Below are 25,799 nucleotides of genomic sequence, written 5' to 3' on the forward strand. Positions count from 1 at the left end.
CAGGAGGACGGCGCCACGGGGCACGCCGTGCGCGAGAACAGCACCCCTGCGAACGTCCCTCTGGAGGGCGCTTCCGGGAACGGCCTCCCCGCGGAGGGCGATCAGGTGGCGGGAGCGCCCGGCGAGGGCGAGGGTCCCGCAGCCGTCGAGGAGCCGGAGAACCGAAGCATGCTCTGGAGGAAGCTCGCTAAGTGGGACGGCCGGGCGGACGACGGTCACGCGCGCGTGGAGGACCTGACGGACAGTGACACGCCCGCGCGCGAGGGGGCCCTCGACTCCGCCGGCCGTGAGGATGGTGAGGCACAGATGCGGGTGAGTGTCCCCGAGCCCGGGGGGCGTAAGGACGTTGACGCGCACGCGCGTGGGGGCGCCGCCGATTCCGGCGGCCGTAAGGAGAGCGGCACGCCCGCGCGTGAGGATGCCCCGGACTCCGGCGCCCGTGAGGGCGGTGCCGCGCCCGCGCGTGAGGGGAGCCGTGACGCGGGGGGCCGCAGGGCCGGTGCCGCGCCCGCGCGTGGCGGTGCCTCCGACCCGGGCGGCCGTAAGAGCGGCGGTACCTCCCGACGTACGGATTCCTCGGCACGTACGGATTCCTCGGCACGTGCGGAGTCCTCGTCGTCCCGTACGGAGCCCCCGTCCCGTACGGCCTCTCCCGCGCGTACGGATCCCGCCCCTCGTACGGATTCCGCCTCTCGGGTGGACTCCTCCGGTACGGACTCCGCGACCCCCTGGGACGACGGGCTGATCGCAAGGCGGGTGAATGAGAGCACTGCTCCGGAACAACCCGCAGCTGTGGAACCCCGTGCCTCCGGGGCGCAGGTCGTGACGCCGCTCGCGTACGACGGGGCATTGCGGTCCCGGCTCGACGCGCTGCGCGAACTGGTCGGGCTCTCGCGCACCCGGCTCGACAACAAGACGCTCTCCGAGGCGGGCCGGGTGCTGGACGAGGCGGCGGCGCGGCGCAGGCTCTCGGGCCAGCACACCGTCGTCGCCATCGCGGGCGCCACGGGCAGCGGCAAGTCGCAGCTCTTCAACGCGCTCGCCGGGGTGACCATCTCGGAGACGGGCGTACGGCGGCCGACGACCGCCTCGCCCCTCGCCTGCAGCTGGAGCGACGGCGCGGTCGGCCTCATCGAGCGGCTCGGCATCCCACCGCGGCTGCGGCGGCGTCCCGCGCAGAACGCGGCCGCGGACGGGCAGCTGCGCGGGCTCGTCCTGGTCGATCTGCCCGACCACGACTCGGCCGCCGTGCAGCACCGCGAGCAGGTCGACCGCGTCCTGGGGCTCGTCGACGCGGTCATCTGGGTGGTCGACCCCGAGAAGTACGCCGACGCGGTCCTGCACGAGCGCTATCTGCGGCCCATGGCGGGACACGCCGAGATCATGTTCGTCGTCCTCAACCAGGTCGACCGGCTGCCCGGGGAGGCCACCGACCAGGTCCTCGACGACCTGCGGCGGCTGCTCGACGAGGACGGCATCGCCCTGGGCGAGCACGGCGAACCGGGCGCCATCGTGCTTGCGCTGTCCGCTCTCACCGGCGAGGGCGTCGGCGAACTGCGTGAGGCGCTCGGCCAGTTCGTGGCGGAACGCGGGTCGGCCGCACGCCGGATCTCGGCCGACGTGGACGCCGCCGGGTGGCGGCTGCGGCCCGTGTACGCCGCGCGGCGGCGGACCGGACTCAGCGAGGAGGCGCGCGACGAGTTCTCCGCGCGCCTCGCGGACGCGATCGGCGCCACCGCCGCGGGCGAGGCCGCCGAACGGGCATGGCTGCGCAACGCCAACCGCGCGTGCGGGACGCCCTGGCTGCGGCTGTGGCGCTGGTACCAGGACCGGGGCGAGCCCACGACGGGACGTCTGTCCGTGCGGACGCAGACGGACGAGGAGGCCACCGCGCGGCAGCGCGTCGAACAGGCGGTGCGTACGGTCGCCGACCGGGCGTCGGCCGGGCTGCCCACACCGTGGGCGCAGGCGGTGCGCGAGTCGGCCGTACGGGGCGCTCAGGGGCTGCCCGAGGCGCTGGACGAGCTGGCCGCGCGTGCGGGACTGCCGCCCGGGCGGCCGCCGCGGCCGGGCTGGTGGCCGGCGGCCGTCCTGGTGCAGGCGTCCATGACGATCCTTCAGGTCATCGGCGGGCTCTGGCTGGTGGGACAGATCGTCGGGGTGATGGCGCCCAACCTGGGCGTGCCGGTGCTGCTGATGACGGCCGGAATCGTCGGCGGCCCGTTCGTCGAGTGGGGCTGCCGGATGGCGGCCCGGGGGCCGGCGCGGCGGTACGGCCTGGAGGCGGAACGGCGGTTGCGGGAGGCGGCGGCCGGGTGCGGGCGGGCCCGGGTACTGGATCCGGTGGCCTCGGAGCTGCTGCGGTACCGGGAGGTCCGGGAGCAGTACGGGCGCGTGATGGGGGTGGGGTCCGCGGGGAGGTGACCTGAGCGGCGACGGCTGTGGAGGGGGGCCGGGCGGCCCCTCGGCCCCGCGGGCCCGCCGGAACTGGGGCTCGTGGGTGCGGCGATCACCCGTTCGGGTGGCGGAGTTGTCCACAGGCACATGGTGATCCACAGGGCTCAGCGGGCTCGGCCCGACGGAGGCAGTCTGGCTTCGCGGCGATCGCGAAGGACGGTCGGACGCAGCCGTACGGGACGGGCCCGTACGCGTGTCCGCCCGGCGGGAGAGGCCGGGCGAGGGGAGGGATCGAGATGAACGAGACGATCATCTGCGCAGTGGGCAACGTGGCGACACAGCCGGTGTACCGGGAGCTGACGACGGGACCGTCCGCGCGCTTCCGGCTGGCGGTGACCTCGCGCTACCTGGACCGCGGGAAGAACGAGTGGACCGACGGGCACACCAATTTCTTCACGGTGTGGGCCAATCGCCAGCTCGCCACGAACGCCGCGGGGTCGCTGAATGTAGGCGATCCCGTCGTGGTGCAGGGCCGGCTGAAGGTGCGCTCGGACGTACGCGAGGGGCAGAGCTGGACCTCGGCCGACATCGACGCGACGGCGATCGGCCACGACCTGGCGCGCGGCACGTCGGCCTTCCGGCGCGCCCTCAGGCCGGAGGCGGGAGCCACGACCTCAGCCGCCGGCTCCGTATCTGTATCCGCATCCACATCCGCATCCGCATCCGCGCCGTCCGAGCCCGAGCCGGAGTGGGAGACACCACCCGCCGACGTGGACTCCCAACAGGCCGAGGAACCAGTGGCGGTGACGTGACGTCAGTCACCTCCAGAGGCTGACCGAAGTGCGGCTTATCGGCGAATGCGTTCCGAACGACCCGGTGGATTTGTCGATAAGCCCTGCTCGCGGGGGATCTTGGCGATAACGATTCCGAGTCGGATCGGCCCGCCGACGGGATCGCAGGGAAGCGTGGTGCGCGGCGTACCTAGGATGCCGGACATAGCTCTCGGGGCTTGAAGCTTCTGCTGGTGGGACCGTGCCCCCCACGTCAACGGGTCCTGCTCGAAGGGGAATTCTGTGTTTGCTGCGTTCTCTGCGCTGTCGGCGCGCGGGCGCGGGGCGGCTCGGCTGGCCGCCTCGACCCTGGTGTCCGGGCTCGTCGCCGCCTCGGTGGTTGCCGGTGCCGGCACAGCCGCGGCCGACGGGGCAGCCTGGAGCCAGGGCGGGGCGACCGCGACCATAGGTGGCCTCAAGACCTACGGCGGCGCTGTCGTCCACGCCGACTCCGGTGACCAGGAGATCTCGGCCGGTCTGTTCGAGATGTCCGTCGACGGCGGCGGCATGCTGCAGACGTACTGCGTCGACATCCACAACCCCACGCAGCGCGACGCCAGGTATCACGAGACGCCCTGGAGCGGCACCTCGCTGGGCGCCAACAAGGACGCGGGCAAGATCCGCTGGATCCTGCAGAACTCCTACCCGCAGGTGAACGATCTCGCCGCCCTCGCGGGCAGGGCCGGCGTCAAGGGCGGCCTCACCGAGCAGGACGCGGCGGCCGGTACGCAGGTGGCCATCTGGCGCTACTCGGACGGTGCGGACGTCGACGCCCTCGACCCGCAGGCCGAGCAGCTCGCGGACTACCTGGAGAAGAGCGCGCGGGGCGTGGCGGAGCCCGAGGCGTCCCTGCGGCTCGACCCGCCCGCGGTCTCCGGCCACCCCGGTGAGCGGCTCGGTCCGGTGACGGTGCACACCGACGCGGACGGCGTGACGCTGACGCCCCCGGCGGACGCGGCCACCAGCGGGGTGCGGATCGTGGACAAGGACGGCAGGGCCGTCACATCCGCGCCGGACGGCGGTCAGGTGTTCTTCGAGGTCCCCGAGAACGCGGCGGCCGGCCAGGCCGAGCTGACCGTGCAGGCCTCGACCACCGTGCCGGTGGGACGTGCCTTCGCCGCCGAGAGCCGCAGCCAGACGCAGATCCTGGCCGGCTCCAGCGAGTCGACCGTCTCGGCGACGGCGAGCGCGAGCTGGGCGAAGACCGGTGCGATACCCGCGCTGTCCGCCGCGGAGAACTGCGACAAGGGCGGCGTCGACATCACCGCCGCCAACGAGGGCACCGAGGCGTTCACGTTCGAGCTGCTCGGGATCGAGCACAGCATCGCGGCGGGCGAGTCACGGACGGTGACGGTTCCGCTGCAGGAGGACCAGGCGTACGACTTCACCATCCAGGGGGCGGGCGGCTTCGAGAAGCGGTTCACCGGAGTGCTGGACTGCATGACGCAGATGGGTGAGGCCGAGGCGGCGGGCACCCTGACCCAGACCCTCGCCGAGCCGAGCCCCGCCACGGTCGGCACGGCGACCGACGACACCAACCTCGCCGCGACCGGCGGCTCCGCGATGACCCCCCTGATCACGGGCATCGCCATCGGCCTGGTCGTGATCGGCGGCGCGGCGCTGATCGTCGTTCGGAAAAAGCAGCTGCCGACGCAGGACTGAGGCAGGCCGGCCGGCGCCTGGGGGCCGGCCCGACCGGACACTTCGACAAAACACCAGATCAGGGGCTTGATCCACTTCGCTGGATCAAGCCCCTGACTGGTTCACGGGGTGCCTGGGGGTGCGCTGCCGTCGGCGGAACAACCCATGGGCCGTCTGTCACGGCCCGTACTCCACCGGTAGGTCTCGCCATGGGGCACCGATTCGCGCCCGCCGGCGTCCCGTTGTGAGACGTGGCGAGAAGACCTCGTCTCGGACTGGGGTCTACCAGGCGCTGTTGTCGCAGCCCATGGTCGAACCGATGTGGGTGGCCTGCGCGCCCGTGTCGCCCTCGCCGTTGAGCGCGTTGCCCAGCGCGCCGTTGAGAATGCCGACCTGGCCGAGGACGTCGACGTTCAGGTCGTGCGACTTGCAGTTCGAGCTCTGCAGGACGCTGACCTTGTCCCCGCCCTTGCCGCCGTGGCCGTCGGCGGTGGCGGTGCCGGCGCCCAGGAGTCCGACGGTGCCGATGGCGACGGCCATGACGGCAGCCTTGCGAAGGTTGAGCATGTCATCTCCGATGGAGTGAGTGGTGGGTGCGATCCGTGAGAGATCGACTCCGTACAGTTACGGGAGGTTAATGTGAAAAATTCCTATATGTCCCGACGGCGCGCCGATATCGGCACCCGGGTGCGCCCGGCCGGACTCCCGAACTCACCACGGCTCGGCAACTGCGGCGCCGGCACCTCCCGCTGAGCTTCTGTCAGCTCGACCGCGCTGCTCGGCACCCCGGCCGGTGGCCTTCGGTAACGAAAGTCCAGGTCAGGGGGCATCGGCGATACGGGTTTCCCCCGAGGGGTGGCGATCCGGCAAGATGGGGTGTATCTGCCCACTGCCTGATTTCAAGCTGCCGGACGGTTTCTCTTGGCTGAGTTCATTTACACCATGCGCAAGGCGCGCAAGGCGCACGGCGACAAGGTGATTCTCGACGACGTCACCCTGAACTTCCTCCCCGGAGCGAAGATCGGCGTCGTCGGCCCGAACGGCGCCGGTAAGTCGACGATCCTGAAGATCATGGCGGGGCTGGAGCAGCCGTCGAACGGTGAGGCGTTCCTGTCGCCCGGGTACACCGTGGGCATCCTGATGCAGGAGCCCAAGCTGAACGAGGAGAAGACCGTCCTGGAGAACGTCCAGGAGGGTGTCGCCGAGGTCAAGGGCAAGCTCGACCGGTTCAACGAGATCGCCGAGCTCATGGCCACCGACTACTCCGACGCGCTTCTCGAAGAGATGGGCAAGCTCCAGGAGGACCTCGACCACGCCAACGCGTGGGACCTCGACGCCCAGCTCGAGCAGGCCATGGACGCGCTCGGGTGCCCGGCCGGCGACTGGCCCGTCGTCAACCTCTCCGGTGGTGAGAAGCGCCGCGTCGCGCTGTGCAAGCTGCTGCTGGAAGCCCCTGACCTGCTCCTGCTCGACGAGCCCACCAACCATCTCGACGCCGAGTCCGTGAACTGGCTGGAGCAGCACCTCGCCAAGTACGAGGGCACCATCGTGGCCGTGACCCACGACAGGTACTTCCTCGACAACGTGGCCGGCTGGATCTGCGAGGTCGACCGCGGTCGGCTCCACGGCTACGAGGGCAACTACTCCAAGTACCTGGAGACCAAGCAGACCCGCCTCAAGGTCGAGGGCCAGAAGGACGCCAAGCGCGCCAAGCGGCTCAAGGAAGAGCTGGAGTGGGTGCGGTCCAACGCCAAGGGGCGTCAGGCCAAGTCCAAGGCGCGCCTCGCTCGCTACGAGGAGATGGCCGCCGAGGCCGACAAGATGCGGAAGCTGGACTTCGAGGAGATCCAGATCCCGCCGGGCCCGCGTCTGGGCAGCATCGTCGTGGAGGTCAACAACCTCAGCAAGGCCTTCGGCGAGAAGGTTCTCATCGATGATCTTTCGTTCACGCTTCCGCGTAACGGGATCGTCGGTGTCATCGGCCCCAACGGCGCCGGCAAGACCACCCTCTTCAAGATGATCCAGGGTCTGGAGACGCCCGACTCCGGCAGCATCAAGGTCGGCGAGACCGTCAAGATCTCGTACGTCGACCAGAGCCGCGAGAACATCGACCCGAAGAAGAGCCTGTGGGCCGTGGTCTCCGACGAGCTCGACTACATCAACGTCGGCCAGGTCGAGATGCCCTCGCGGGCGTACGTCTCGGCCTTCGGCTTCAAGGGCCCCGACCAGCAGAAGGCGGCCGGCGTCCTCTCCGGTGGTGAGCGCAACCGCCTCAACCTCGCGCTCACCCTCAAGCAGGGCGGCAACCTGCTGCTCCTCGACGAGCCGACGAACGACCTGGACGTCGAGACGCTGTCGAGTCTTGAGAACGCACTTCTGGAGTTCCCGGGCGCGGCCGTGGTCGTCTCCCACGACCGCTGGTTCCTCGACCGGGTCGCCACGCACATCCTCGCCTACGAGGGCGAGTCCAAGTGGTTCTGGTTCGAGGGCAACTTCGAGTCGTACGAGAAGAACAAGGTCGAGCGGCTCGGCGCGGACGCCACCCGTCCGCACCGCGCGACCTACAAGAAGCTGACCCGGGGCTGATCGATCTTGCGCCACATCTACCGTTGCCCCCTGCGCTGGTCCGACATGGACGCGTACGGACACGTCAACAACGCGGTCTTCGTCCGTTACCTGGAGGAAGCCCGCATCGACTTCCTGTTCCGTCCGGAGAAGGACTTCAAGCAGGGGTCGGTGGTGGCGCGTCACGAGATCGACTACAAGCGGCAGCTCGTCCACCGGCACCACCCGGTGGACATAGAGCTGTGGGTCAGTGAGATCAGGGCCGCGTCCTTCACCATCACCTACGAGGTGAAGGACGACGACCTGGTCTATGTCCGGGCCTCGACCGTGGTCGTGCCGTTCGACTTCGAGGCGGAACGGCCGCGCCGGCTCACCGCGGAGGAGAAGGATTTCCTCCGCGAGTACACGGACGACGCGACCGACAAGGACAACGAGGAGGAGGCCGTCGCCGCATGACGGTGCTCCATCTCGCCGACGAGGGGGAGGCGGCGGATCTCGCGGCCTTCCTCTCCCGGCTGCTCCACTACGACCGTGGAGCCGCGGTGCGCCTGCAGGCGGCCGGCACCGCGCTCGCCGTCTTCGGACGGCCACCGTCCTTCGAGGTGCTGGCGATTCGCGCGGTACGGCTCGCGAAACCGTACGAGAACGGACTCGACGTCACCCTGGACGTGACCGTGTCCGCGGGTGAACTCCTGGAGTCCGTCGACGAGTCGGCGGCCACCGCGGTCGTGCCGGGCGCCGTGACCGGGCCGCCGTGGGCCGGCGTGCTCCCGCCGCGCGGCGGATGGCGGGCGGTGCCGGGGCTGCCCGCGCCCGATGCCCTGCGGGCGATGGTCGGTGCGGGTGTCGCGGAGTTCCGGTCGCGTACCCAGGAGTTGGCGGCCGAGCAGCGCACCCGGGCCGAACTCGACCGGGTCGGGCGGGAGATCTGGTCCCGGACCGTCGGGGACACCCAGCTGCCGGTGCGTGCCGTGCACGCGGCCCAGTCGCTGGGATTCCTGCGTGCCACCAGGGAGCTGGCCCTGCTCTCGTCCGGTGCGTGGCTGCGGCTGCGCACGCCGTACGGGTCGATCGCCGTACGGCGTGCGGGACTCGGCACTCTGGACGTCAGCGTCCGCTGACAGTCGGCTCAGCCCGCGGTGTTCACCATCGACGCCGCCGCGTACGTCAGGTAGTTCCACAGCGTCCGCTCGTGCTCCTCGGAGAGGCCGAGCTCGTCCACGGCGTCCCGCATGTGCTTCAGCCACGCGTCGTGGGCCGCGCGGTCGACGGTGAACGGGGCGTGGCGCATGCGCAGGCGAGGGTGCCCGCGGTTCTCGCTGTACGTCGTCGGGCCGCCCCAGTACTGGATCAGGAACAGCGTGAGGCGCTCCTCGGCCGGGCCCAGGTCCTCCTCGGGGTACATGGGCTTGAGCAGTGGGTCCTCGGCGACACCCTGGTAGAAACGGTGGACGAGGCGGCGGAAGGTCTCCTCCCCGCCGACCTGCTCGTAAAAGGTCTGCTCCTGAAGCGTGCCGCGCCGAATCTCATTCACCCGTCCATGGTCTCAGACGCGCAGACGGAGGACCTGAGGCTTAGGACCGGCGGTCGTGAAGGGCAGGGCGCCCCGAGTGACGCGTTCCGGATCGTCCGGCGCAGTGCTCGCCTCGCGGCGCCTCGCGCAGGACAGTGGACGTATGAGCGCGCACGCTCTCGACAATGACCTGGACGACCTCGCCGCCTCGGCGCGGGCCGCGCTGGTGCGCGCGATCGAGGCCGACGGGGCATGGAGCGAGGACCCGCGGTGGCGGGACGTCTTCGCGGCCGTGCCACGGCATCTGTTCGTGCCGTACTACTACGTCGGCGTCGCCGGCGGCTACGAACGCCGCTGGGGCCAGAGCCCCGAGCCGGCCGCGCGTGAGCGGTGGATGCGCGGCGCGTACGCCGACACCCCCCTCGCCACCCGGCTGCGCGACGGCGAGCTGCTCTCCTCCAGCAGCCAGCCGTCCCTGATGGCGATGATGCTCGTCGCGCTGGAGGTGACGGACGGCGACAGCGTCCTGGAGATCGGCGCGGGCACGGGCTACAACGCCGCCCTGCTCGCGCGCCGGCTCGGCGACGACGACCTCGTCACCAGCATCGACCTGGAACCGGAGATCACCGAGTCGGCCCGCCGGCACCTGACGGCGGCCGGATACCACCCCGTCGTCGTCACGGGTGACGGGGCGCGCGGCGTGCCCGAGCGCGCCCCCTTCGACCGCATCATCGCGACCTGCGCCCTGCCGTTGATCCCGCGCGCCTGGCTCGCCCAGTGCCGCCCCGGCGCCCGCATCCTGACCCCGCTCGCCACCGGCCTGCTCGCCCTCACCGTCCAGGACGCCGAGCACGCCGAAGGGCGCTTCCTGCACACGCCCGCGTACTTCGTGCCGCTGCGCGGCGGGATCCGGACCGAGCCGGAGTCCTCGCCCGTGGCCGGGCTGCCGCGCCGGGCCCGGGAGGACGAGCTGTTCCGCTTCCTGCTGGCCCTGACCCGCGGCAGCCTCGATCCACAGGAGGCCTACGCGCTGTGGGAGCGCGAGGGGCAGCCGCAGCGGGAGCGGTACGGGATCACCGTGCGCGGCGAGCACGAGTGGGCCTGGCTGGACGACCCGGAGGGGCCGTACGCCTGGCCGCTGCCCGGCTGAAACGCCGGGAGGGGCGGTCGTACGGCACTTTCCCGCCGTACGACCGCCCCTCCCGGTCCCAAGATCGAGCCGCGCCCGGAGCCGGCCGGTCGTGGGTTCCGGCTAGCCGCGCCGGACCGTGATCGTCGTCCACGCCCCCACGTGCACCCGGTCGCCGTCCTGCAGCGGCACCGGCACGAAGGGCTGGATCGGCTCCTCGGAGCCGTTCACCGTGGTGCCGTTCGTCGAGTTCTGGTCGACGACCGCCCAGGTGCCGTCGGGCTGCTGGACCAGGACCGCGTGCTGGTGCGAGACGCCCGGGTCCTCCGGCGGCACCGACAGGTCGATGTCGGGGGATTCGCCGGTGGAGTGGCGGCGGCGGCCGATGGTGACCTGGTTGCCGGTGAGCGTGCGCTGCTGCTCGGGCGAGTAAGCAGGCAGGTTCAGGCCCGCGGCCTCGGGGCCGGAGCGCTGCATCATCGCCATGAAGTAGTCGCGATCCGGGCCGATCGTGGCCAGCCAGGTCGTCGGTTGCTGCGGCGGGTAGCCATGACCGGGCGGCGGGGCCTGGGTGGCGCCGGGCTGCGGGTAGCCGTAGCCGCCCTGAGGGGGGCCACCGGGAGCGCCCGGTCCACCCGGAGCGCCGGGACCCGACGAGGGCGGTGAGATCACCCAGTCGTCGTCACCGCCGCCGAAGGACGGGCCGCCCTGCGGCGGGCGGTTCGTCTCCTGCGGGAACCCGTGCGGGGCCGGGGGAGCGGACGGGCTTGCCTGCTGGAAGGCCTGCGGACCACCGCTGGTCGCGCCCGGACCACCGGGCGGCGTGGGCCCGGGCGGCGGCGGAACCTGCCGCCCGGGGTCACCGAAGACGGAGGGGCCGTTGCCGCCCGGGCCGCCGGGCCCACCGTGACCGCCCGGGCCACCGGGACCGGGGTTGGTGGCACCAGGGCCGCCGGGGCCGGGACCGAAGCCGCCGGGGCCGCCGTAACCCTGACCAGGACCGGGGCCACCCATACCGCCGGGACCGCCAGGGCCACCGGCACCGGGACCACCGGGGCCTCCGGGACCGCCCTGGCCACCGGGGCCAGGTCCGCCGGGACCACCCGGGGCGCCAGGTCCGCCCGGTCCCGCAGGCTCCGCGCCGAACGGCGGGATCGGCTCCGCCGGGCGGTTCATCTGGGACGGGCGCGAGCCCTGGTAGTCGTACGAGTCACCGCCGCCGAACGACGGCGGGGGCCCCGACTGCTGCTGGAAGTGCGAGGGCAGGCCCGGGCCGCCGGGCGCCGGGGGGCGCGGGGCTGCGGGGGTGTACGAGGTCGCCGTGTTGGTCAGGAAGTTCCACCGGCACTCCTCGCAGAACGGCGCACCGCCCTCACGGGGCGTACGGCACTGCGGGCAGAGCTCCGGCTCCGGTACGGCGGAAGGATGCGGGGGGCCGCCCGGCTGGCCGGCGTTCGGGCCGCCGAACGGACCACCGGGAGCAGGGCCGCCGGGCGGCGGGAAGCCGTAGCCGCCACCGGGCGGGGGCGGTGGAGGAGGGGGCGGAGGTACGGCACCGGCCATGCGGTGACCGCAGACCTCGCACCAGTCGTCGGAACCCGACTGGTGTCCGTTCGGGCAGGTCGGCATGTCGGCGCTTCCCCCTCTCCTTTCCGGCCGCTCACGACCGGATTTCTCCAACCCCAAGGGGTCAGGCTCGATCCTTTTCAGGGTCCTGCTGGGTCCTGCTAGGTCACTTCTTTACACGAACAGTCTTTGTGGACCGTGTCTCGAGAGTCATCTCGTCGGCCTCCGCGACCTTCGCCTTCAGTCGCACAGTACCCGCCGCGGCGTCGACCACGTCCACCACCTTCGCAAGGAGTTTCGCCGTATCGGCATTTCCGGAGGCGCCGGCGAGCTGAACGGCACGGCCCAGTTTGGCCGTTGCTCCATCGATATCGCCCGACTTGCGAAGGTCGAGACCTTGTTGGATGACTTGTGCCAGTTCGGCCTGGCCGGTGTAGTGGGCGACCTGGGGGTTGATCGAGGTCGAGGCGACCATGTCGTCGGTCCATACGGCCCGTACGAGACCTTGCGCGCCCAAGTTCTGTGCGGTGCCGTCGGACTGCGGGATGACCAGGGAGACCCGGGCGGCGAGCATCTCCCGGCCGAGGCCGGCGGCGGGCACCTCGACGCATACGTGGTAGTCACGGGACTCGTCGCCCCAGGAGCCGGTGGGGTAGTCGCCGGCGCGCGGGCCGGCCTCGGCGCGGCGGTCGGTCAAGTCCTCGACCGTCGGCGCGACTTGCTTGACGAACTTGATGGTCGTGCCCACCGGCGTCCACACCCGCAGGGCGACGTCCGCGACCTCCTTGCCCATCGCGGTCTCCATCATCTGCGTGAAGTCGGCGGCGAGACCGGCCGGATCGGCGACGATGTCGGAGCTGCCGAGCAGCGCGGAGGCGATGGCTGTGACTTCTTTCACTTCCCAGTCGGTGCCCACGCCACGGGCGTCACAGGTGAAGCGTCCGGCGCAGGCGTCGAGGGCGGCCTTGAGTTCCTCCGGTGCCTCGTGCTCGTTGCGGCCGTCGGTGAGCAGGATGCCGTGCCGGATGGCGACGTCGTCCGAGGACAGCAGGCGGTCGGCGAGCCGCAGCCAGGTGCCGATGGCCGTGCCGCCGCCCGCGCTGAGCCTGCGCAGGGCCTGCTTGGCCTGGTCGCGGGTGGTGGCGTCGGCGACCGCCAGACTGCCGTCGCCCGGGTAGACCTCCTTGGCCACGTGCGTGCCGTCGATCACCGCGAAGTGCACGCCGTCGCGCAGGGTGTCGATCGCGGCGGCCGTGGCGTCGCGGGCGTTGCGCATCTTGGTCGGCGGGTAGTCCATCGAGCCCGAGCAGTCGACCATGATCGCCACACCCGCGGACGGGCCCTGCCCCGGCGAGTAGAGGTGGGGCGCGGCGACCGCGCTGCCCACGGTGCCGCCGCCGGTCGCGGTCACGGTGACGATCGCGTTGACCTCGCGACCTGCCTCCGGGAGGTACTCGTTCTGGTACACGTCCACCGAGAACTGCGGCACATTTGATTTCGAGAAGTTGGCCATACGTTCTCAAATCCCCCTAAAGAACCCCGTGGTGGGGCCATGGCTGTCGATGGACCGGTCCCCTCCGGTCCGATGAGGCCGTCCCCGCAGTTGGCCTCAGGCCGATCCTGCCCCCATCGGCGGCGCCGGGAACGGCAGGACGGCCACTGTTACGTTGTCGTGGCCCCCGCCGTCGAGCGCGTGTCCGACGAGGACCTGGGCGCTGTGCAGCGGGCGCGCGGCGGCGTCGAGAGGCACGACGTCGGCCATGTCGTCGACCGCCTCCGCGTAGTTCCACAGGCCGTCCGTGCACACCACCACTACACCCGGCCGGTCCGGCTTGAAGGAAGCGGTGTGCGGCTCCAGTTCGTAGGCGTCCGCGCCGAGCCAGCCCGTGATGGCGTGGGCGCGCTCGTCGGCGTACGCCTCGGCCTCGTTCATCAGACCCGCCGCGACCATCTGCGCGGCCCAGGAGTCGTCCTCGGTGAGGCGGGCCGGGGGTGTGCTGCGGTCCACCGGGACCCAGTAGGCGCGGCTGTCGCCGACCCAGCCGACGACCAGCAGGCCCGCGGTGACGATGGCGCCGACGAAGGTGCAGGCCGGCGCGTTCTGGTGCGGGGCTTGCTCGCGGGCCGTGGCCGGCTCGTTGGCGAGCGCGTTGACCGCGTTGGAGGCGGCGATGATCGCGTCGTGCATGGCCTGCTGCGGGTGTGCGCCGCGTGGCAGGGCGGCCAGCAGCGACTCGCTCGCGGCCCGGGACGCGGCCATCGAGGCGTCGTCGGGACGGGTCGCCGAGGACACGCCGTCGCAGACGATCGCCAGGACCGCGGGCCGGCCGTCGGGCAGCGCGGTGCAGCCGACGGCGAACGCGTCCTCGTTGCGGTGGTGGCGCAGGCCGCGGTCGCTGACGGCGGCGACGGGGCCGGCGTCCTGCTCCATGTGGTCGCGCTCGCGCGGCTGGGCGTGCCCGCAGTTCTCGCAGTACCCGTCGTGGTCGACGCGGCCCGCGCGGCACGCCACGCACACCTTGGTGCCCTCGGGCGGGGTCGGCGCGGCGGGGGACACACGCGGGTCGGGCGCCTGCAGCGCGTACTCGTCCGGTTCGGGACGGGCGTACCCGTCGGACTCCGCAGGGGCGTACTCGTCGGGCCCCGGAGGGCGGTCGAAACGGACGCCGGAGGCCGGGGCGTCGGGGGAGCCCGGCGAGGGCGGGGGGCCGACCGGGGCGGCGGGCGTCTGCGGGCCGCTGGGCACGGCGGGGCCGCCCGGGGCCGGAACGGTCGGGTGACCGGATGGTGCCTGGTGGCCGGGGGCCGGGGATGCGCCCGGGACGCCGTGGTTGCCCGGCGCCGGGACGCCCGGTGTGCCGTGCGCGGCGTCGGGAGCGGTCGCCGCCGGCGGCACCTGCGGGGGCGGCGGCGTGCCCGGGGGCAGGTCGCGGCCGCCGGAGTCGGTGCCGGGGAGGTCCGTCGGCAGATGGGCGGCCTCGGGGGCTGCGCCGTCCGGTGCGGCGACGGGCCAGTCCGCGCCGGGCGCGCCCGTGGCAGGCGGCGGCACCGAGCCGTTCATGGCGATGGTCGGATGGTCGTCCGGCCGTACGGGCACGGCGGACAGGTCATATCCGCACGCACCGCAGAAACGGTCACCCGACTCGAGCGGCCATTCGCAGCTCGGGCAGGCGGACAGTTGGGGCATCTGCGACATCAACTACACCCACGTCCGGGGGCGGTAACGGTTGGCACGTTCCACCAGGTCGATCCTCTCCTCGCCGCCCCGCGCGAGCCGGGCCAGCGTGCGGTACGAACGCTCCAGGCCGAAACGCAGTCCCCGCTCGTCCAGGCCGCTGCCGAGCAGCGTCCGTCCTCCGGCGGCAGGCGGGGCGGAACCCTGGCCACCGGAGAGTATCCAGTCCAGCGCGCAACCGAGGACTTCCGCCGACAACTGCTCCCGGCGCGCCGGGTCCAGACCATACGCGTCCAGCGCCTCGACCTGGCCCGCGGCGGCGGTCAGGTCGTCCAGGAACGGTACGTCAGAGGCGGCCGCCGTGCGTTGACGCAGCCGGGCGCGGACGGCCGCCACGCGTGCGGCCGTGTAGTGAATGGAGCTCTCCGGAACCGACTCCAGGGTTCCGACCGCGCCGCGGCGGTCGCCGGTCGCGAGCTGGACGCGGGCGAGACCGAAGGCCGCGCTCACAAAGCTCGGGTCGGTGGACCACACCAGGCGGTAGTACTCGGCGGCGTTGTCCAGCTGGCCCAGCACCTCCGCGCACAGGCCCAGGGCCAGCTTGGGGGCGGGTTCGCCGGGGAAGGCGTCGTAGATCGCGTCGAAGGCGAGCGCGGCGCCTTCGTGGTCGCCGGTGCCGAGCGCCGCCACGCCGCGGTACCAGACGACCCGCCAGTCGTCGGACCGCTCGTCCTCCAGCTCCAGCAGCTGCTCGTGCGCGGTGCGGGTGTCGCCGTTCTCCAGCCAGGCCCGCACCTGCCGCAGCCGTGTCTCCGCCGACGGCGCCGGCGCGGCGGCGAGGGCGCCGAGCAGCTCGGCCGGCGCGGTGGTCATCAGACCGGCGAGGAAACCGGCGTTGGGGTCGGCGGGGTCGACGTGGGGGACCGGCAGCGCGAGGGCGGCGACGGGGGCGTCGACGAACCTGACGATGCCCGTGCCCGCGGCGGCCGGCGCGTTGGCGAGGGCGGCTGCCCCCTTCCCGGCAGGTGCCACCCGCGCCCCCAACCGCGAGACATCCCCGTCCAGCTTGGGGAACAACTCGGTGTCCGTGACCCGCACTTCGGGGCCGAACAGCGTCGACAGGGCCGGCCTCGCGCGGCCCGTCTGCAGGGAGACGACCTCGCGCAGTACGCCCGTGAGCTGCTCCGTCATCTCCTGGGCGGAGGCGAAGCGGCGGGCCGGGTCGGGGTCCGTGGCGCGGACCAGGAGACGGTAGAAGGACTCGTACCGGTGGAAGACCTCGATGTTGTCGGGGTCGGGCAGCGAGTCGGCGTAGACGTTCGTGTAGCCCTGGAAGTCGAAGGTCAGGACGGCGAGCGTGCGGGCGACCGTGTACAGGTCCGACGCCACCGACGGGCCGACGTCCGCGACCTCGGGCGCCTGGTAGCCCACCGTGCCGTAGATGGCCGACTCGTCGTCGTCCATCCTGCGCACCGCGCCCATGTCGATCAGCTTGAGCTGGTCCTCGGTCTGGATGGCGTTGTCGACCTTGAAGTCGCAGTACAGGAGGTTGCGGCTGTGCAGGTGGCCGAGGGCCTCCAGCGCCTCGATGCCGTACGCGCACGCCTGCTCCACGGGCAGCGGGTCCCGCTTGCCCGTGCCGGTACGGCGTGAATTGGCGATCTCCTTCAGCGACTTGCCGCCGACGTACTCCATCACGATGTAGCCGTCGAGGGAGCCCGTGCGCTGGTCGAGGTGCTCGACGAAGTTGTAGATCCGCACGATGTTGGCGTGCTCGATCTCCGCGAGGAAGCGCCGCTCGGAGATCGCCGCCGCCATCGCGTCCTGGTCGCCGGTGTCGAGCAGGCCCTTGAGCACCACCCAGCGGTCGGAGACCGCGCGGTCCACGGCGAGGTAGACCCAGCCGAGGCCGCCGTGCGCCAGACAGCCCGCGACCTCGTACTGGCCGTGCACGATGTCGCCTGACTTCAGCTTCGGGACGAAGGAGTACGGGTGGCCGCACTTCGTGCAGAAGCCCTCCGTACGGCCCGGCCGGTCGCCGCGGGCCCGGCCGACGGGGGCGCCGCAGTCCGAGCGGGAGCAGAACCGCTTGCGCTCGGGCACCTCCGGGTTCTCCAGCACCATCGCGCGCGGGTCGGGGCGCGGCACGTCCGGGACCTGGACCAGGCCGACACCGAGCCGCCCGCGGCCACTGGAGCCGGCCGTGGAACCGGAGCTGCGCACCGACACCGAGCGGCCCGTGGAACGGCCCGACAGCGAACGCGACAGCCGTCCCGACACCGAGCGGCGGGACTTCGACGACTGGGACGACGTACGGGACGACGAACGGGAGCTGCCGCGGCTGCTGGAGCGGGAGCTGCCGCTGCCCGCCGACCCGCGCGACGACGCCTTGCCGCCGGCCGTCATCCCGGTGGGCGGCGAGCCGACCATGCCGGTCGCCGAGACGACCGGGGCGAGGCCGCAGGTGTCGCAGTACAGCTCACCGCCGCCCACGTCCTCGTACGCCCCGCCGCAGTCCGGTCGCTGACAGCTCTGCTGTGGCTGGCTCATGACGACGACACCCCCCTGACCCTCATGATCCCGGCCCCCTCCGGTCCTCGGGCGCGCGCGGCCCCGGCACCCGCCCGCTGCCGAGCAGTTCGGCGGCCGCCTGCTGGTAGCGCAGCACCGCGTCCCCGGCGACGCGCAGGTCGCAGGGCGCGCTCCACAGCATGCGGCGGGCCGCGTCGTAGCGCTCGATGAGGAACTTGTCCTCCGCCAGGCCGTGCCGGGCCACCTTCGCCTTGTACGCGTCGAGGCGGCCCCGCAGCTCGGCGCGGACCGCCAGGGGCGCGGTGACCGCGGTCAACGACTCCCGGGCGCGCAGCAGTTCGTCATCCGCCTTCTGCTCCAGGGACTCCAGGAGCGGGGACAGGCGGTGCCACTGGGCGTGTCTGCGGTACTCGGCGGCGGTCGCCAGCTGCTCCTGCAGCACGGTCGGCGGGCCGCTGACGACCGGCACCTCCGTGGCGGCGATCTTCGCCAGCACCTCGCCACGCGCGGTGCGCGCCTCGGCGAGCGTACGGTCCGCGCGCGACAGCACGTCACGCAGCCTCACCAGGCGCTGCTCGGCGTCCTGGCGGACCGTCAACACCGCGTCGATCTCACGGCGTACGTCCTCCAGGGCGCGGGCCTCGCGGTCGTAGACCGTGGTGTCGGGCTTGCCGCCGCCCGGCGCCGAACTCCCCTGCGTGGGGATCCAGTACGCGAGCGGGTCGGACACCACCTCCGAGCGCAGCTTGGTGAGCGTGCGGGTGATGCGCTCCAGGTCGTCGCCCGCCGGGTGCTCGCCGGGGCGTACGCCGACGGAGTGCGCGAGCCGGCGGGTGCGCTGGAGCTCCGCGGCCAGTAAATCGATCCGGGCGGGCAGCGCCGACCACACCGCGTCGGCGGCGACGACCATGTCCAGCGACGTCGCGTACAGCTCGTTCATCCGGTCCACGAGCGTGACGAGCGTGAACTGCTCGCTGAGCTTGCCCGAACCGCCGTGCAGCGTGGGCGCGTTGGCCGTGGCGGTCGCCGAGCCCGCCAGGGTCACCGACTCGCCGCGCAGCAGTTCCGTCAGCTCCACCAGGTCGTCGCGGCTGGACCAGCGGCGCCGGGAACGGATCTCGCGGGCGGAGCGCAACGCGTCCGTGTACGCGTCGAAATACGCCCACAGCAGCGTTATCGACGCCTCCGCGGTCGTCCACCGCTCATTGGTGACGCCCGTGAGTTCGGCGCCCTCGAGAAGTCTGCGGCCCGCGTGGTCCTGCAGCGCGAGGAGCGAGGTCTCGATCGCCTCGTGCTCCGCGCCGAGCCGCGCCAGCGCACGGTCCACCTCGTCCCGGTCCATCACCGGCCCGGCGGGGTCCGTGACGCCCATCGATCACCTCTCGCTGCTGTCGTGTTCCGTCGGATCGGTCTGTTCGTTCTGATCGTTGCGTTACGTCTGTTCCCGTCAATCGTGCGTCAGTTGATGGTCGGTCACTTGTACTTCGCATCGGGAGGGGTTGCCGACGCCGACTTCTTGTCGCCCTGGTCCATGGTCGGATGCAGCCACTTCTCGTACGACGCCTTCCAGCCGCCGTCCTCGACGTAGTTCTCCAGGGTCCGGTTGACCTGGCGTACCAGATCGTCGGAGCCCAGTTTCATCGCCACGCCGTAGTACTCGTCCGTGAACAGGCCGCCCTTGAGTTCCACCGTAGGGTCCTGCGCGGCCTGGCTGGCCGCGAGGGCGCCGTCCGTGACGACCGCGTCGACCTCGCCGAGCTGCAACTTCACCAGGCAGTCGAGCTGGTTGGGGACGGTGGTCGTGATGTCGGTGGAGTCGGGAAGGTCGCCGGACTTCCGGCCCGCTTCCAGGTTGTCGTACGCGGTGGATCCCTGCGCCGAACACACCTTCTGGTCGGCCAGGGTCTTGTCGAACCCGGTGATCTTCGAGGTCTTGGGGGCCAGGACCTGCTGGCCGGTGACGAAGTACGGGGCGGAGAAGGCGACTTGCCCGATCCGGTCGCAGTTGATCGTCATGGTGCGGACCACCATGTCGACCTCGCCCTTCTGGATCGCCTCGACACGGCGGCTGGTCGGGATGGCCTTGAACTGCACCGCGTCGCGGTCGCCGAGAATGTCCTCGGCGATCCGGTGGACCAGGTCGATGTCGAAGCCCTCCAGCTCGCCGGAGGGGTTGTTCGGGTCGAGGTAGCCCCAGCGGTAGCTGTTGGTGTCGACGCCGACGATCAGGCGGCGGTCCTTGCGGGCCTTGATGGCGTCGACGGTCGGGGTGCCGTCGGTCCCGCCGGACGGGGAGAGGCTCTGGTCCTGCGGGTTCTCGCAGTCCTCCGCCTTCGCCTGGCTGACCCGGGCGAGGCCCTGGCTCCCGGTGGCCGGGCCGTCGTCGCCGCGGAGCTGTGCCACGGGCAGCAGCAGGGCGAAGGTCACCGTCAGGGCGACGAGGAGCGCCATCGCGCCCACGCCGCCCCAGCCGCGCAGGCCGGTGCGCAGGCTCCGCCATGGGCCCGTCATGGCCCGGGGGAAGACCGCGCCATCGCGTGCGTTCATCGTCGTGCCCCCTCTCACCTGTACTCCGACAGCCTGCGGCCGATGCCGAGGACCGCGCCGGCCGCGCCCAGGACCGCGAGGACCGCGGCGCCGGTCGGCAGGCCCGTCAGCGAGTCACGACCGTCGCTCGCGGCCTGCTTGAACTCGGTCTGTTCGTGCGCGAGCGCGGCCGCGAGAGCCTTGTCGACGTTGTCGAAGCACACGCTCGTCGGCTCCTTCGCGGCGCCGATGACGCGATCGCGGGCGGCCTGGTAGTTGCCGCTGTTGTTGTCGTCGCGGGCGACGTCGTGGCGGTCCTTCCAGACCTTCATGAAGCCGTTCGCGTCCTGGACGGGCTTCTTGCCGGTCGAATCGTCCGCGAGGTCCTCGGCTCGGTTCAGCGCCTTGCCCAGTTGGCTGATCTGCTGGTCGTAGCCCCACTCGTACGCGTCCACGACCGTGTCGTCGCCGAGGGTCTTCGTGTCGGCGCCGCGGCGGACCAGGGTCAGGTTCTCGTCGCTGCGGGCCGTGAGTGAAGCGATGCGGGCCTCGTGCAGCACGTTCAGGGAACGGACGCCGTGGTCGTAGGAGTCGTTCAGGCCCGACCGGGCGACCATGTGGCTGACGGCGAGCCACAGCAGGACCACCGTCGCGGCGGTCGTGGCCGTGACGAGGCCGTGGTTCAGGACCCTGTTCGTGCGCTGGTAGTTGCGGCGCTGGGCCCAGGCGAGGGCAGCGAGGGCGACGATGCCGAGGCCCGCGGCGGCCCAGGGGAACGACTTCGCGTCCACGTAGTCGTCGCTGAGGCGCTGGTTCTCCGTCTGGTACAGCTTTTCGGCCCTGGGCAGCATGTTCTGCTGCATCATCTCGTTCGCGGCGCGCAGGTATGCGCCGCCGACGGGGTAGCCCTGGCGGTTGTTGGCCCTGGCTGTTTCCACGAGGCCCTTGTACTCCGGGAGGAGTCTGCTGAGGTCCGCGATGGTTTTCGCCGAGGCGGAGCCCGGTTCGGAGTTGGCTGCGGCCGTGACGAGTTTGGCTGCGGCTGTGCGGATGTCCTTTTCGTAGCCCTCGCGCATGGCGGGCTTTTCCTGCAGGCCCGCGAGGTAGCCGCTGGCGGCTGCGGTGTTGGCGTCCGCCAGGGAGCGGTAGATGTCGGCCGCGTCCGAGCTCAGCGGTTGGCTGCGGTTGAGGACGTCGTCGGCTGCCGATGCGCGGTCGGTCATCTGCCAGGCGGCTACTGCGCCGAAGGCGACGACGAGGGCGGCGAGGAGGGCGCCGATGATGCGGAGGCGGCCGGGTTCGGTGGTGGCGGCTGCGCGGAGTTGGTCCAGGCCCTCGGCGAAGGCGGTGCGGCGGGGTGGCGTGGCTGTTGCCGGGGGGATGGGCCGGCCGTTGGCCGCGGGGGGTGCCGGGGGTGCGGGCCGGGGTGGCGGTACGGACGGCATGGTGGGTGCGCCTTGTGCCGGGTCGTTGCCCGGTGGTGGTGCTGTGCTGCTCTTCGGCGTCTGTGTCACTGTTGACCTCCCCCGTGGCCATCCGTGCCGCAAGTATCGCTGCCGGGACCGACATCCGCACCGGCCTTCGCTGGATCTTGATCGGATCGCAGCGCGGATCCCGAGATTCCGGCACACCGAAACCGCTGTGCACGAGCCCCCTGCCCATGAATACGCCGGGGGAATCTGTTCGGTTCCAGGTTCGATGCCCGCGGTGGCCTGTGCGGGGTGGGTGGGGGTCCAGGGGGCGGAGCCCCCTGGCGGGGTTGACGGGGCGGAGCCTACGGCTCGAAGTGGCGGCGGAGTCGGACATGGACCTCCGGGAGTGCCCCCACCGCGTCCAGGCCCAGCAGGGCCGCGCCCAGTACCGGGCTTGCCGTGACCACGTTCGGGACGGCCTTGGGGGCGCGGGTGGCGAGCAAGTCGTGGATGGCGTCGATCAGTTGGGGGTGGCGGGCAGCCAGGACGCCTCCTCCCAGGAGCACCGGAGTCGACTCCTCCAGCAGGTCCAGCCGGGTCAGGGCGACCGTCGCCATGGTGACCACCTCGTCGGCGAGGCGGTCCACGATCTCGCGGGCGATCGGGTCACCGGCCGCCGCGGTGGTGAAGAGGACCGGGGCCAGCTCGTGCCGGCGGGCAGGGGCGATGTGTTCGAGGTGCAGGGCCTCGATCAGGGCGTACATGGTGGGCAGGCCGAAGTGGGCGGGGAGCGTGTGCGCCAGCGTCGTAGGCGCTCCTCGGCCGTCCTCCGCGCGTGCCGCGTGCCACAGGGCTTCCTCCGCCAGACCCCAGCCGCCTCCCCAGTCACCGGAGATGCGGCCCAGTGCCGGGAAGCGGGCGGTACGGCCGTCGGGGCGCATGCCGACGCAGTTGATGCCCGCGCCGCAGACGACGGCCACGCCACGGGGTTCCGGCACGCCCGCGCGGAGGATCGCGAAGGTGTCGTTGCGGACCTCGACGGTCGTGCCCCACGCGCGTGCGTGCAGGGCTGCGGTCAGTTGTTCCTCCTCGACCGGGAGGTCGGCGTTGGCCAGGCAGGCCGAGACGTGGTCGGCGGACGTCACGCCCGCCGCGGTGAGGGCTTGTTCGACGGCCGCGGCCAGGGCGTCCATCGCCGGCTCCACGCCGACCGTGGGTGGGCGGAAGCCGCCGCCGCGCGCCGTGGCCAGCACGGTTCCGTCGGCGGCCACCACTGCCACGTCGGTCTTGCTGTTGCCCGCGTCTACGGCGAGGACACGTGCGGTCATGCCCACGCGAGATGCTCCCGGTTGTGTGCGATCAGTTGGTCGGTGAGGGCTTCGGCGTACTCGTACTGGCCGATCAGGGGGTGGGAGAGCAGGGCTTTGAAGACCCGGTCGCGGCTGCCGTGCAGCGCTGCTTCGAGGGCCAGGTGCTCGTAGGCCGTCACCTGGGCCATCAGGCCGGCGTACAGCGGGTCCACGGTAGGTACGGCGAGGGGGGCCGCGCCCTTCGCGCCCACCGCTGCCTGTACTTCGATCACCGCGTCATCGGGGAGGAAGGGGAGCGTGCCGTTGTTGAGGGTGTTGACCACCTGGTAGGGGCTGCCTGATCCGCCGAGGAGGGCTGCTGCCAGGTCGACGGCTGCCTCGGAGTAGTAGGCGCCGCCCCGCTTGGCGAGCAGCTCCGGCTTCTCGTCCAGGGACGGGTCGGCGTACAGGCTCAGCAACTGGCGTTCCATCTCCGCGACTTCCGCGGCCCTGGACGGCTTGGTGCGCAGCTCCCGTACGACCTCGTCGTGTGCGTAGTAGTAGCGCAGGTAGTACGACGGGACCGCGGTCAGGCGGTTCAGGAGGGGGCGGGGGAGGTGCAGGTCGGCGGCGATCGTGTCGCCGTGGTCGGTCAGGAGTCCCGGCAGGACGTTCTCGCCCTCGGGGCCGCCCAGGCGTACGCCCGTCTCCCAGGTGAGGTGGTTGAGGCCCACGTGGTCCAGGTGGATCTCGGAGGCGGGGACGTCGAGCATGGCCGCGAACTTGCGCTGGAAGCCGATCGCCACGTTGCACAGGCCGACCGCCCGGTGGCCCTCCTGGAGCAGGGCCCGGGTCACGATGCCGACCGGGTTGGTGAAGTCGATGATCCAGGCGGTGGGGTTGGTGCGGCGGACGCGGTCCGCGATGTCGAGGACCACGGGGACCGTGCGCAAGGCCTTCGCCAGGCCGCCGGCGCCGGTTGTCTCCTGGCCGACGCAGCCGCACTCCAGGGGCCAGGTCTCGTCCTGCTCGCGGGCCGCCTGGCCGCCGACGCGGAGTTGGAGGAGGACTGCGTCGGCGCCGTCCACCGCCGCGTCGAGGTCTGTGGTGGTGGTGATTTTTCCGTTGTGGGCCTGGCGGGTGAAGATGCGGCGGGCCAGGCCGCCCACGAGTTCCAGGCGGTCCTCCGCAGGGTCCATCAGGACCAGTTCCTCGATGGGGAGGGTGTCCCGCAGGCGGGCGAAACCGTCGATGAGTTCGGGCGTGTAGGTCGAGCCTCCGCCGACCACGGTGAGTTTCACTGCGAGATGCCTCGCTTCAGGGTGTGGGTGACGCTGATCGGCCGGGGGTCCGGGGGTTGTCCCCCGGGGAGACGCTGCATGTGTGGTTCAACCCTTCACTCCGGTGAGCGTGACGCCCTCTACGAACGCCTTCTGCGCGAAGAAGAACACGAGGATCACGGGGGCCATGACCAGCACGGTCGCGGCCATGGTCAGGTTCCAGTCGGTGTGGTGGGCGCCCTTGAACGACTCCAGGCCGTAGGAGAGCGTCCAGGCGCCGGGGTTCTCGGACGCGTAGATCTGGGGCCCGAAGTAGTCGTTCCACGCGTAGAAGAACTGGAAGAGGGCCACGGCGGCGATGCCCGGCTTCGCCATGGGGAGGACGACCCGAAGGAGCGTGCGCAGTTCGCCGCAGCCGTCCACCCTGGCCGCGTCCAGGTACTCGTTCGGGATCGTCATCAGGAACTGACGCAGGAGGAAGATCGAGAACGCGTCGCCGAACGCCATCGGGATGATCAGGGGCCAGAGGGTTCCTGACAGGTCCAGCTGCTTCGCCCAGAACAGGTACATCGGGATGATGATCACCTGGGGCGGCAGCATCATCATCGAGATGACCAGCATCAGGGACAGGTTCCGGCCACGGAAGCGGAACTTGGCGAGCGCGTACGCCACCGGGATCGACGAGACGACGGTGAGGAGCGTGCCCAGGCCCGCGTAGAGCAGGGTGTTCTTCCACCAGGTCAGGAAGCCGGGGGTGTCGAAGACCTTGGTGTAGTTGCTCCACTCCCAGGTCGCCGGGACCAGGTCGCGGGTGAGCGTCTGCTGGTCGCTCATCAGCGAGGTCAGGACGACGAACACGAAGGGCAGGGTGAAGAAGAGCGCGGCGGCGAGGCCGAGGGAGTGGATCGCTATCCATTCCAGGAGTGCCCGGCGGCGGGCCGTGCGCTCGGCGGTGGTCGGGGTCTCCAACCGCACCGGTTCGTCCAGTACTTGGGTCATGGTCAGTCACCTGCCTGGATCAGTCCGCCCCGGCGCCGCATCAGCAGCGCGGTGAAGGCCATGGCGAGGGCGAACAGCACGAGGGCGACCACGCAGGCAGAGCCGTAGTCGAAGCGCTGGAAGCCGAGGTTGTAGACGAGCTGGGGGAGGGTCAGGGTCGACTTGTCGGGGTAGCCCGGTTCGAACTGCTGGCCGGAGCCGCCGATGATGCCGGAGGCGACCTTTCCGGCGACCAGCGGCTGCGTGTAGTACTGCATCGTCTGGATGACGCCCGTGACCACGGCGAACATCACGATCGGCGAGATGTTCGGCAGGGTGACGTAGCGGAACCGCTGCCAGGCGGATGTGCCGTCCAGCTCCGCCGCCTCGTACTGCTCCTTCGGTACGTCGAGCAGCGCGGCCATGAAGATGACCATGAGGTCGCCCACGCCCCACAGCGCGAGCGCGGTGAGGGCCGGCTTGGACCAGGCGGGGTCCGTGAACCAGCCGGGGGTCGGCAGGCCCAGGCCGTCGAGGACCGAGTTGACCGGGCCGGTGCCGGGGTTGAGGAGGAAGACGAAGGCCAGGGTCGCGGCGACCGGCGGGGCGAGGTACGGCAGGTAGAAGAGGGTGCGGAAGACGCCCGCGCCGGTCTTGATCTTCGTGATGAGCAGACCGATGCCGAGACCGAACACCACCCGGCAGGTCACCATCACCAGCACCAGCCAGAGCGTGTTGCGCAGCGCCGGCCAGAACATCGGGTAGTCGTTGAAGACGTAGGCCCAGTTGCCCAGGCCGCGGAAGACCGGTGTGCCGAAGCCGTCGTACTTCATGAAGGAGAAGTACACGGTGGACACCAGCGGGTAGGCGAAGAAGACGCCGAAACCTATGAGCCACGGTGACAGGAAGGCCACCGTTCGAAGCGCCGACCTGCGGCGCTTCGCGCGGAGAGTGTGCGTGGACATC

20 protein-coding genes are annotated in these 25,799 nt (G+C 71.5%); 7 read left to right on the top strand and 13 right to left on the bottom strand.

Annotation, left to right across the window (positions count from 1 at the left end):
• The first annotated feature begins 306 nt into the window (after positions 1-306).
• From OG331_RS32220 to OG331_RS32230, 3 genes are all read left to right on the top strand, one after another.
• Positions 307-2,424 carry a GTPase gene (locus OG331_RS32220; RefSeq protein ID WP_406210414.1) on the top strand — a complete coding sequence of 706 codons (2,118 nt, stop codon included), beginning with the start codon at positions 307-309 and terminating at the stop codon, positions 2,422-2,424.
• Positions 2,425-2,693: 269 nt separating this feature from the next.
• Positions 2,694-3,209 carry a single-stranded DNA-binding protein gene (locus tag OG331_RS32225; protein WP_406202686.1) on the top strand — a complete coding sequence of 172 codons (516 nt, stop codon included), beginning with the start codon at positions 2,694-2,696 and terminating at the stop codon, positions 3,207-3,209.
• 261 nt (positions 3,210-3,470) lie between these two features.
• Positions 3,471-4,889, top strand: a complete 1,419-nt coding sequence (locus OG331_RS32230; protein ID WP_406202688.1) for a Cys-Gln thioester bond-forming surface protein — start codon at positions 3,471-3,473, stop codon at positions 4,887-4,889.
• Positions 4,890-5,150: 261 nt separating this feature from the next.
• Here the strand turns inward: OG331_RS32230 and OG331_RS32235 are convergent, their stop codons facing one another.
• Complete coding sequence (locus tag OG331_RS32235) at positions 5,151-5,435, bottom strand: hypothetical protein (protein ID WP_406202690.1); 285 nt, start codon at positions 5,433-5,435, stop codon at positions 5,151-5,153.
• A gap of 354 nt (positions 5,436-5,789) precedes the next feature.
• On the opposite strand from OG331_RS32235, the gene ettA reads away from it, so the two are divergent.
• From ettA to OG331_RS32250, 3 genes are read left to right on the top strand one after another with little or no spacing between them, the layout of a single operon-like run.
• Positions 5,790-7,454 carry an energy-dependent translational throttle protein EttA gene (ettA, locus tag OG331_RS32240; protein ID WP_406202692.1) on the top strand — a complete coding sequence of 555 codons (1,665 nt, stop codon included), beginning with the start codon at positions 5,790-5,792 and terminating at the stop codon, positions 7,452-7,454.
• Between the two features lie 6 nt (positions 7,455-7,460).
• Positions 7,461-7,889, top strand: a complete 429-nt coding sequence (locus tag OG331_RS32245; RefSeq protein WP_406202694.1) for an acyl-CoA thioesterase — start codon at positions 7,461-7,463, stop codon at positions 7,887-7,889.
• Positions 7,886-8,554, top strand: a complete 669-nt coding sequence (locus OG331_RS32250; protein WP_406202696.1) for a hypothetical protein — start codon at positions 7,886-7,888, stop codon at positions 8,552-8,554. The genes OG331_RS32245 and OG331_RS32250 overlap by 4 nt, the downstream gene beginning before the upstream one ends.
• An 8-nt stretch (positions 8,555-8,562) precedes the next feature.
• On the opposite strand, the gene OG331_RS32255 is transcribed toward OG331_RS32250, so the two are convergent.
• Positions 8,563-8,967, bottom strand: a complete 405-nt coding sequence (locus tag OG331_RS32255; protein ID WP_328427595.1) for a globin — start codon at positions 8,965-8,967, stop codon at positions 8,563-8,565.
• A gap of 142 nt (positions 8,968-9,109) precedes the next feature.
• On the opposite strand from OG331_RS32255, the gene OG331_RS32260 reads away from it, so the two are divergent.
• On the top strand, positions 9,110-10,096 hold the full coding sequence (locus OG331_RS32260; protein ID WP_406202698.1) for a methyltransferase domain-containing protein: 987 nt from the start codon (positions 9,110-9,112) through the stop codon (positions 10,094-10,096).
• Between the two features lie 102 nt (positions 10,097-10,198).
• Here the strand turns inward: OG331_RS32260 and OG331_RS32265 are convergent, their stop codons facing one another.
• The 11 genes from OG331_RS32265 to OG331_RS32315 form a co-directional block, all read right to left on the bottom strand.
• Complete coding sequence (locus OG331_RS32265) at positions 10,199-11,704, bottom strand: FHA domain-containing protein (protein WP_406202700.1); 1,506 nt, start codon at positions 11,702-11,704, stop codon at positions 10,199-10,201.
• 103 nt (positions 11,705-11,807) lie between these two features.
• Positions 11,808-13,154: a vWA domain-containing protein gene (locus OG331_RS32270; RefSeq protein ID WP_406202702.1), complete on the bottom strand. Its 1,347-nt coding sequence runs from the start codon at positions 13,152-13,154 to the stop codon at positions 11,808-11,810.
• 96 nt (positions 13,155-13,250) lie between these two features.
• The gene (locus OG331_RS32275) at positions 13,251-14,837 is read right to left on the bottom strand and encodes a protein phosphatase 2C domain-containing protein (protein WP_406202704.1); all 1,587 of its coding nucleotides are present in this window, start codon (positions 14,835-14,837) and stop codon (positions 13,251-13,253) included.
• Between the two features lie 3 nt (positions 14,838-14,840).
• A complete protein-coding gene (locus tag OG331_RS32280; protein ID WP_406202706.1) occupies positions 14,841-17,366 on the bottom strand; it encodes a tetratricopeptide repeat protein in 2,526 nt (841 codons plus the stop codon).
• A 22-nt stretch (positions 17,367-17,388) separates the two neighbouring features.
• Positions 17,389-18,720 carry a hypothetical protein gene (locus tag OG331_RS32285; RefSeq protein WP_406202707.1) on the bottom strand — a complete coding sequence of 444 codons (1,332 nt, stop codon included), beginning with the start codon at positions 18,718-18,720 and terminating at the stop codon, positions 17,389-17,391.
• Positions 18,721-18,821: 101 nt separating this feature from the next.
• The gene (locus OG331_RS32290) at positions 18,822-19,895 is read right to left on the bottom strand and encodes a glutamate ABC transporter substrate-binding protein (RefSeq protein ID WP_406202709.1); all 1,074 of its coding nucleotides are present in this window, start codon (positions 19,893-19,895) and stop codon (positions 18,822-18,824) included.
• Positions 19,896-19,909: 14 nt separating this feature from the next.
• Positions 19,910-21,388, bottom strand: coding sequence for a hypothetical protein (locus OG331_RS32295; protein WP_406202711.1), 1,479 nt, complete (start codon positions 21,386-21,388; stop codon positions 19,910-19,912).
• A gap of 260 nt (positions 21,389-21,648) precedes the next feature.
• On the bottom strand, positions 21,649-22,614 hold the full coding sequence (locus tag OG331_RS32300; RefSeq protein WP_406202713.1) for an N-acetylglucosamine kinase: 966 nt from the start codon (positions 22,612-22,614) through the stop codon (positions 21,649-21,651).
• Entirely contained in the window at positions 22,611-23,876 is a 1,266-nt protein-coding gene (locus OG331_RS32305; RefSeq protein WP_406202715.1) for a 6-phospho-beta-glucosidase, read from the bottom strand. Before OG331_RS32305 ends, OG331_RS32300 begins: the two co-directional genes overlap by 4 nt.
• Before the next feature lie 87 nt (positions 23,877-23,963).
• Positions 23,964-24,854, bottom strand: a complete 891-nt coding sequence (locus OG331_RS32310; protein ID WP_406202717.1) for a carbohydrate ABC transporter permease — start codon at positions 24,852-24,854, stop codon at positions 23,964-23,966.
• 2 nt (positions 24,855-24,856) lie between these two features.
• Positions 24,857-25,798 (bottom strand): sugar ABC transporter permease, encoded by a 942-nt coding sequence (locus OG331_RS32315; RefSeq protein WP_328881594.1) that lies wholly within the window; start codon positions 25,796-25,798, stop codon positions 24,857-24,859.
• Position 25,799: the final 1 nt, after the last annotated feature.

The organism is Streptomyces sp. NBC_01017 (assembly GCF_045162795.1).
In the GTDB taxonomy this organism is placed as follows: Bacteria; Actinomycetota; Actinomycetes; order Streptomycetales; family Streptomycetaceae; genus Streptomyces; species Streptomyces machairae.

Coding starts and splice junctions, on each gene's coding strand:
- OG331_RS32265 (WP_406202700.1), bottom strand. CDS start 11,704: ATGCCGACCTGCCCGAACGGACACCAGTCGGGTTCCGACGACTGGTGC.
- OG331_RS32300 (WP_406202713.1), bottom strand. CDS start 22,614: ATGACCGCACGTGTCCTCGCCGTAGACGCGGGCAACAGCAAGACCGAC.
- OG331_RS32235 (WP_406202690.1), bottom strand. CDS start 5,435: ATGCTCAACCTTCGCAAGGCTGCCGTCATGGCCGTCGCCATCGGCACC.
- OG331_RS32275 (WP_406202704.1), bottom strand. CDS start 14,837: ATGTCGCAGATGCCCCAACTGTCCGCCTGCCCGAGCTGCGAATGGCCG.
- OG331_RS32250 (WP_406202696.1), top strand. CDS start 7,886: ATGACGGTGCTCCATCTCGCCGACGAGGGGGAGGCGGCGGATCTCGCG.
- OG331_RS32260 (WP_406202698.1), top strand. CDS start 9,110: ATGAGCGCGCACGCTCTCGACAATGACCTGGACGACCTCGCCGCCTCG.
- OG331_RS32270 (WP_406202702.1), bottom strand. CDS start 13,154: ATGGCCAACTTCTCGAAATCAAATGTGCCGCAGTTCTCGGTGGACGTG.
- OG331_RS32220 (WP_406210414.1), top strand. CDS start 307: ATGCGGGTGAGTGTCCCCGAGCCCGGGGGGCGTAAGGACGTTGACGCG.
- OG331_RS32310 (WP_406202717.1), bottom strand. CDS start 24,854: ATGACCCAAGTACTGGACGAACCGGTGCGGTTGGAGACCCCGACCACC.
- OG331_RS32285 (WP_406202707.1), bottom strand. CDS start 18,720: ATGGGCGTCACGGACCCCGCCGGGCCGGTGATGGACCGGGACGAGGTG.
- OG331_RS32225 (WP_406202686.1), top strand. CDS start 2,694: ATGAACGAGACGATCATCTGCGCAGTGGGCAACGTGGCGACACAGCCG.
- OG331_RS32280 (WP_406202706.1), bottom strand. CDS start 17,366: ATGAGCCAGCCACAGCAGAGCTGTCAGCGACCGGACTGCGGCGGGGCG.
- OG331_RS32290 (WP_406202709.1), bottom strand. CDS start 19,895: ATGAACGCACGCGATGGCGCGGTCTTCCCCCGGGCCATGACGGGCCCA.
- OG331_RS32315 (WP_328881594.1), bottom strand. CDS start 25,798: ATGTCCACGCACACTCTCCGCGCGAAGCGCCGCAGGTCGGCGCTTCGA.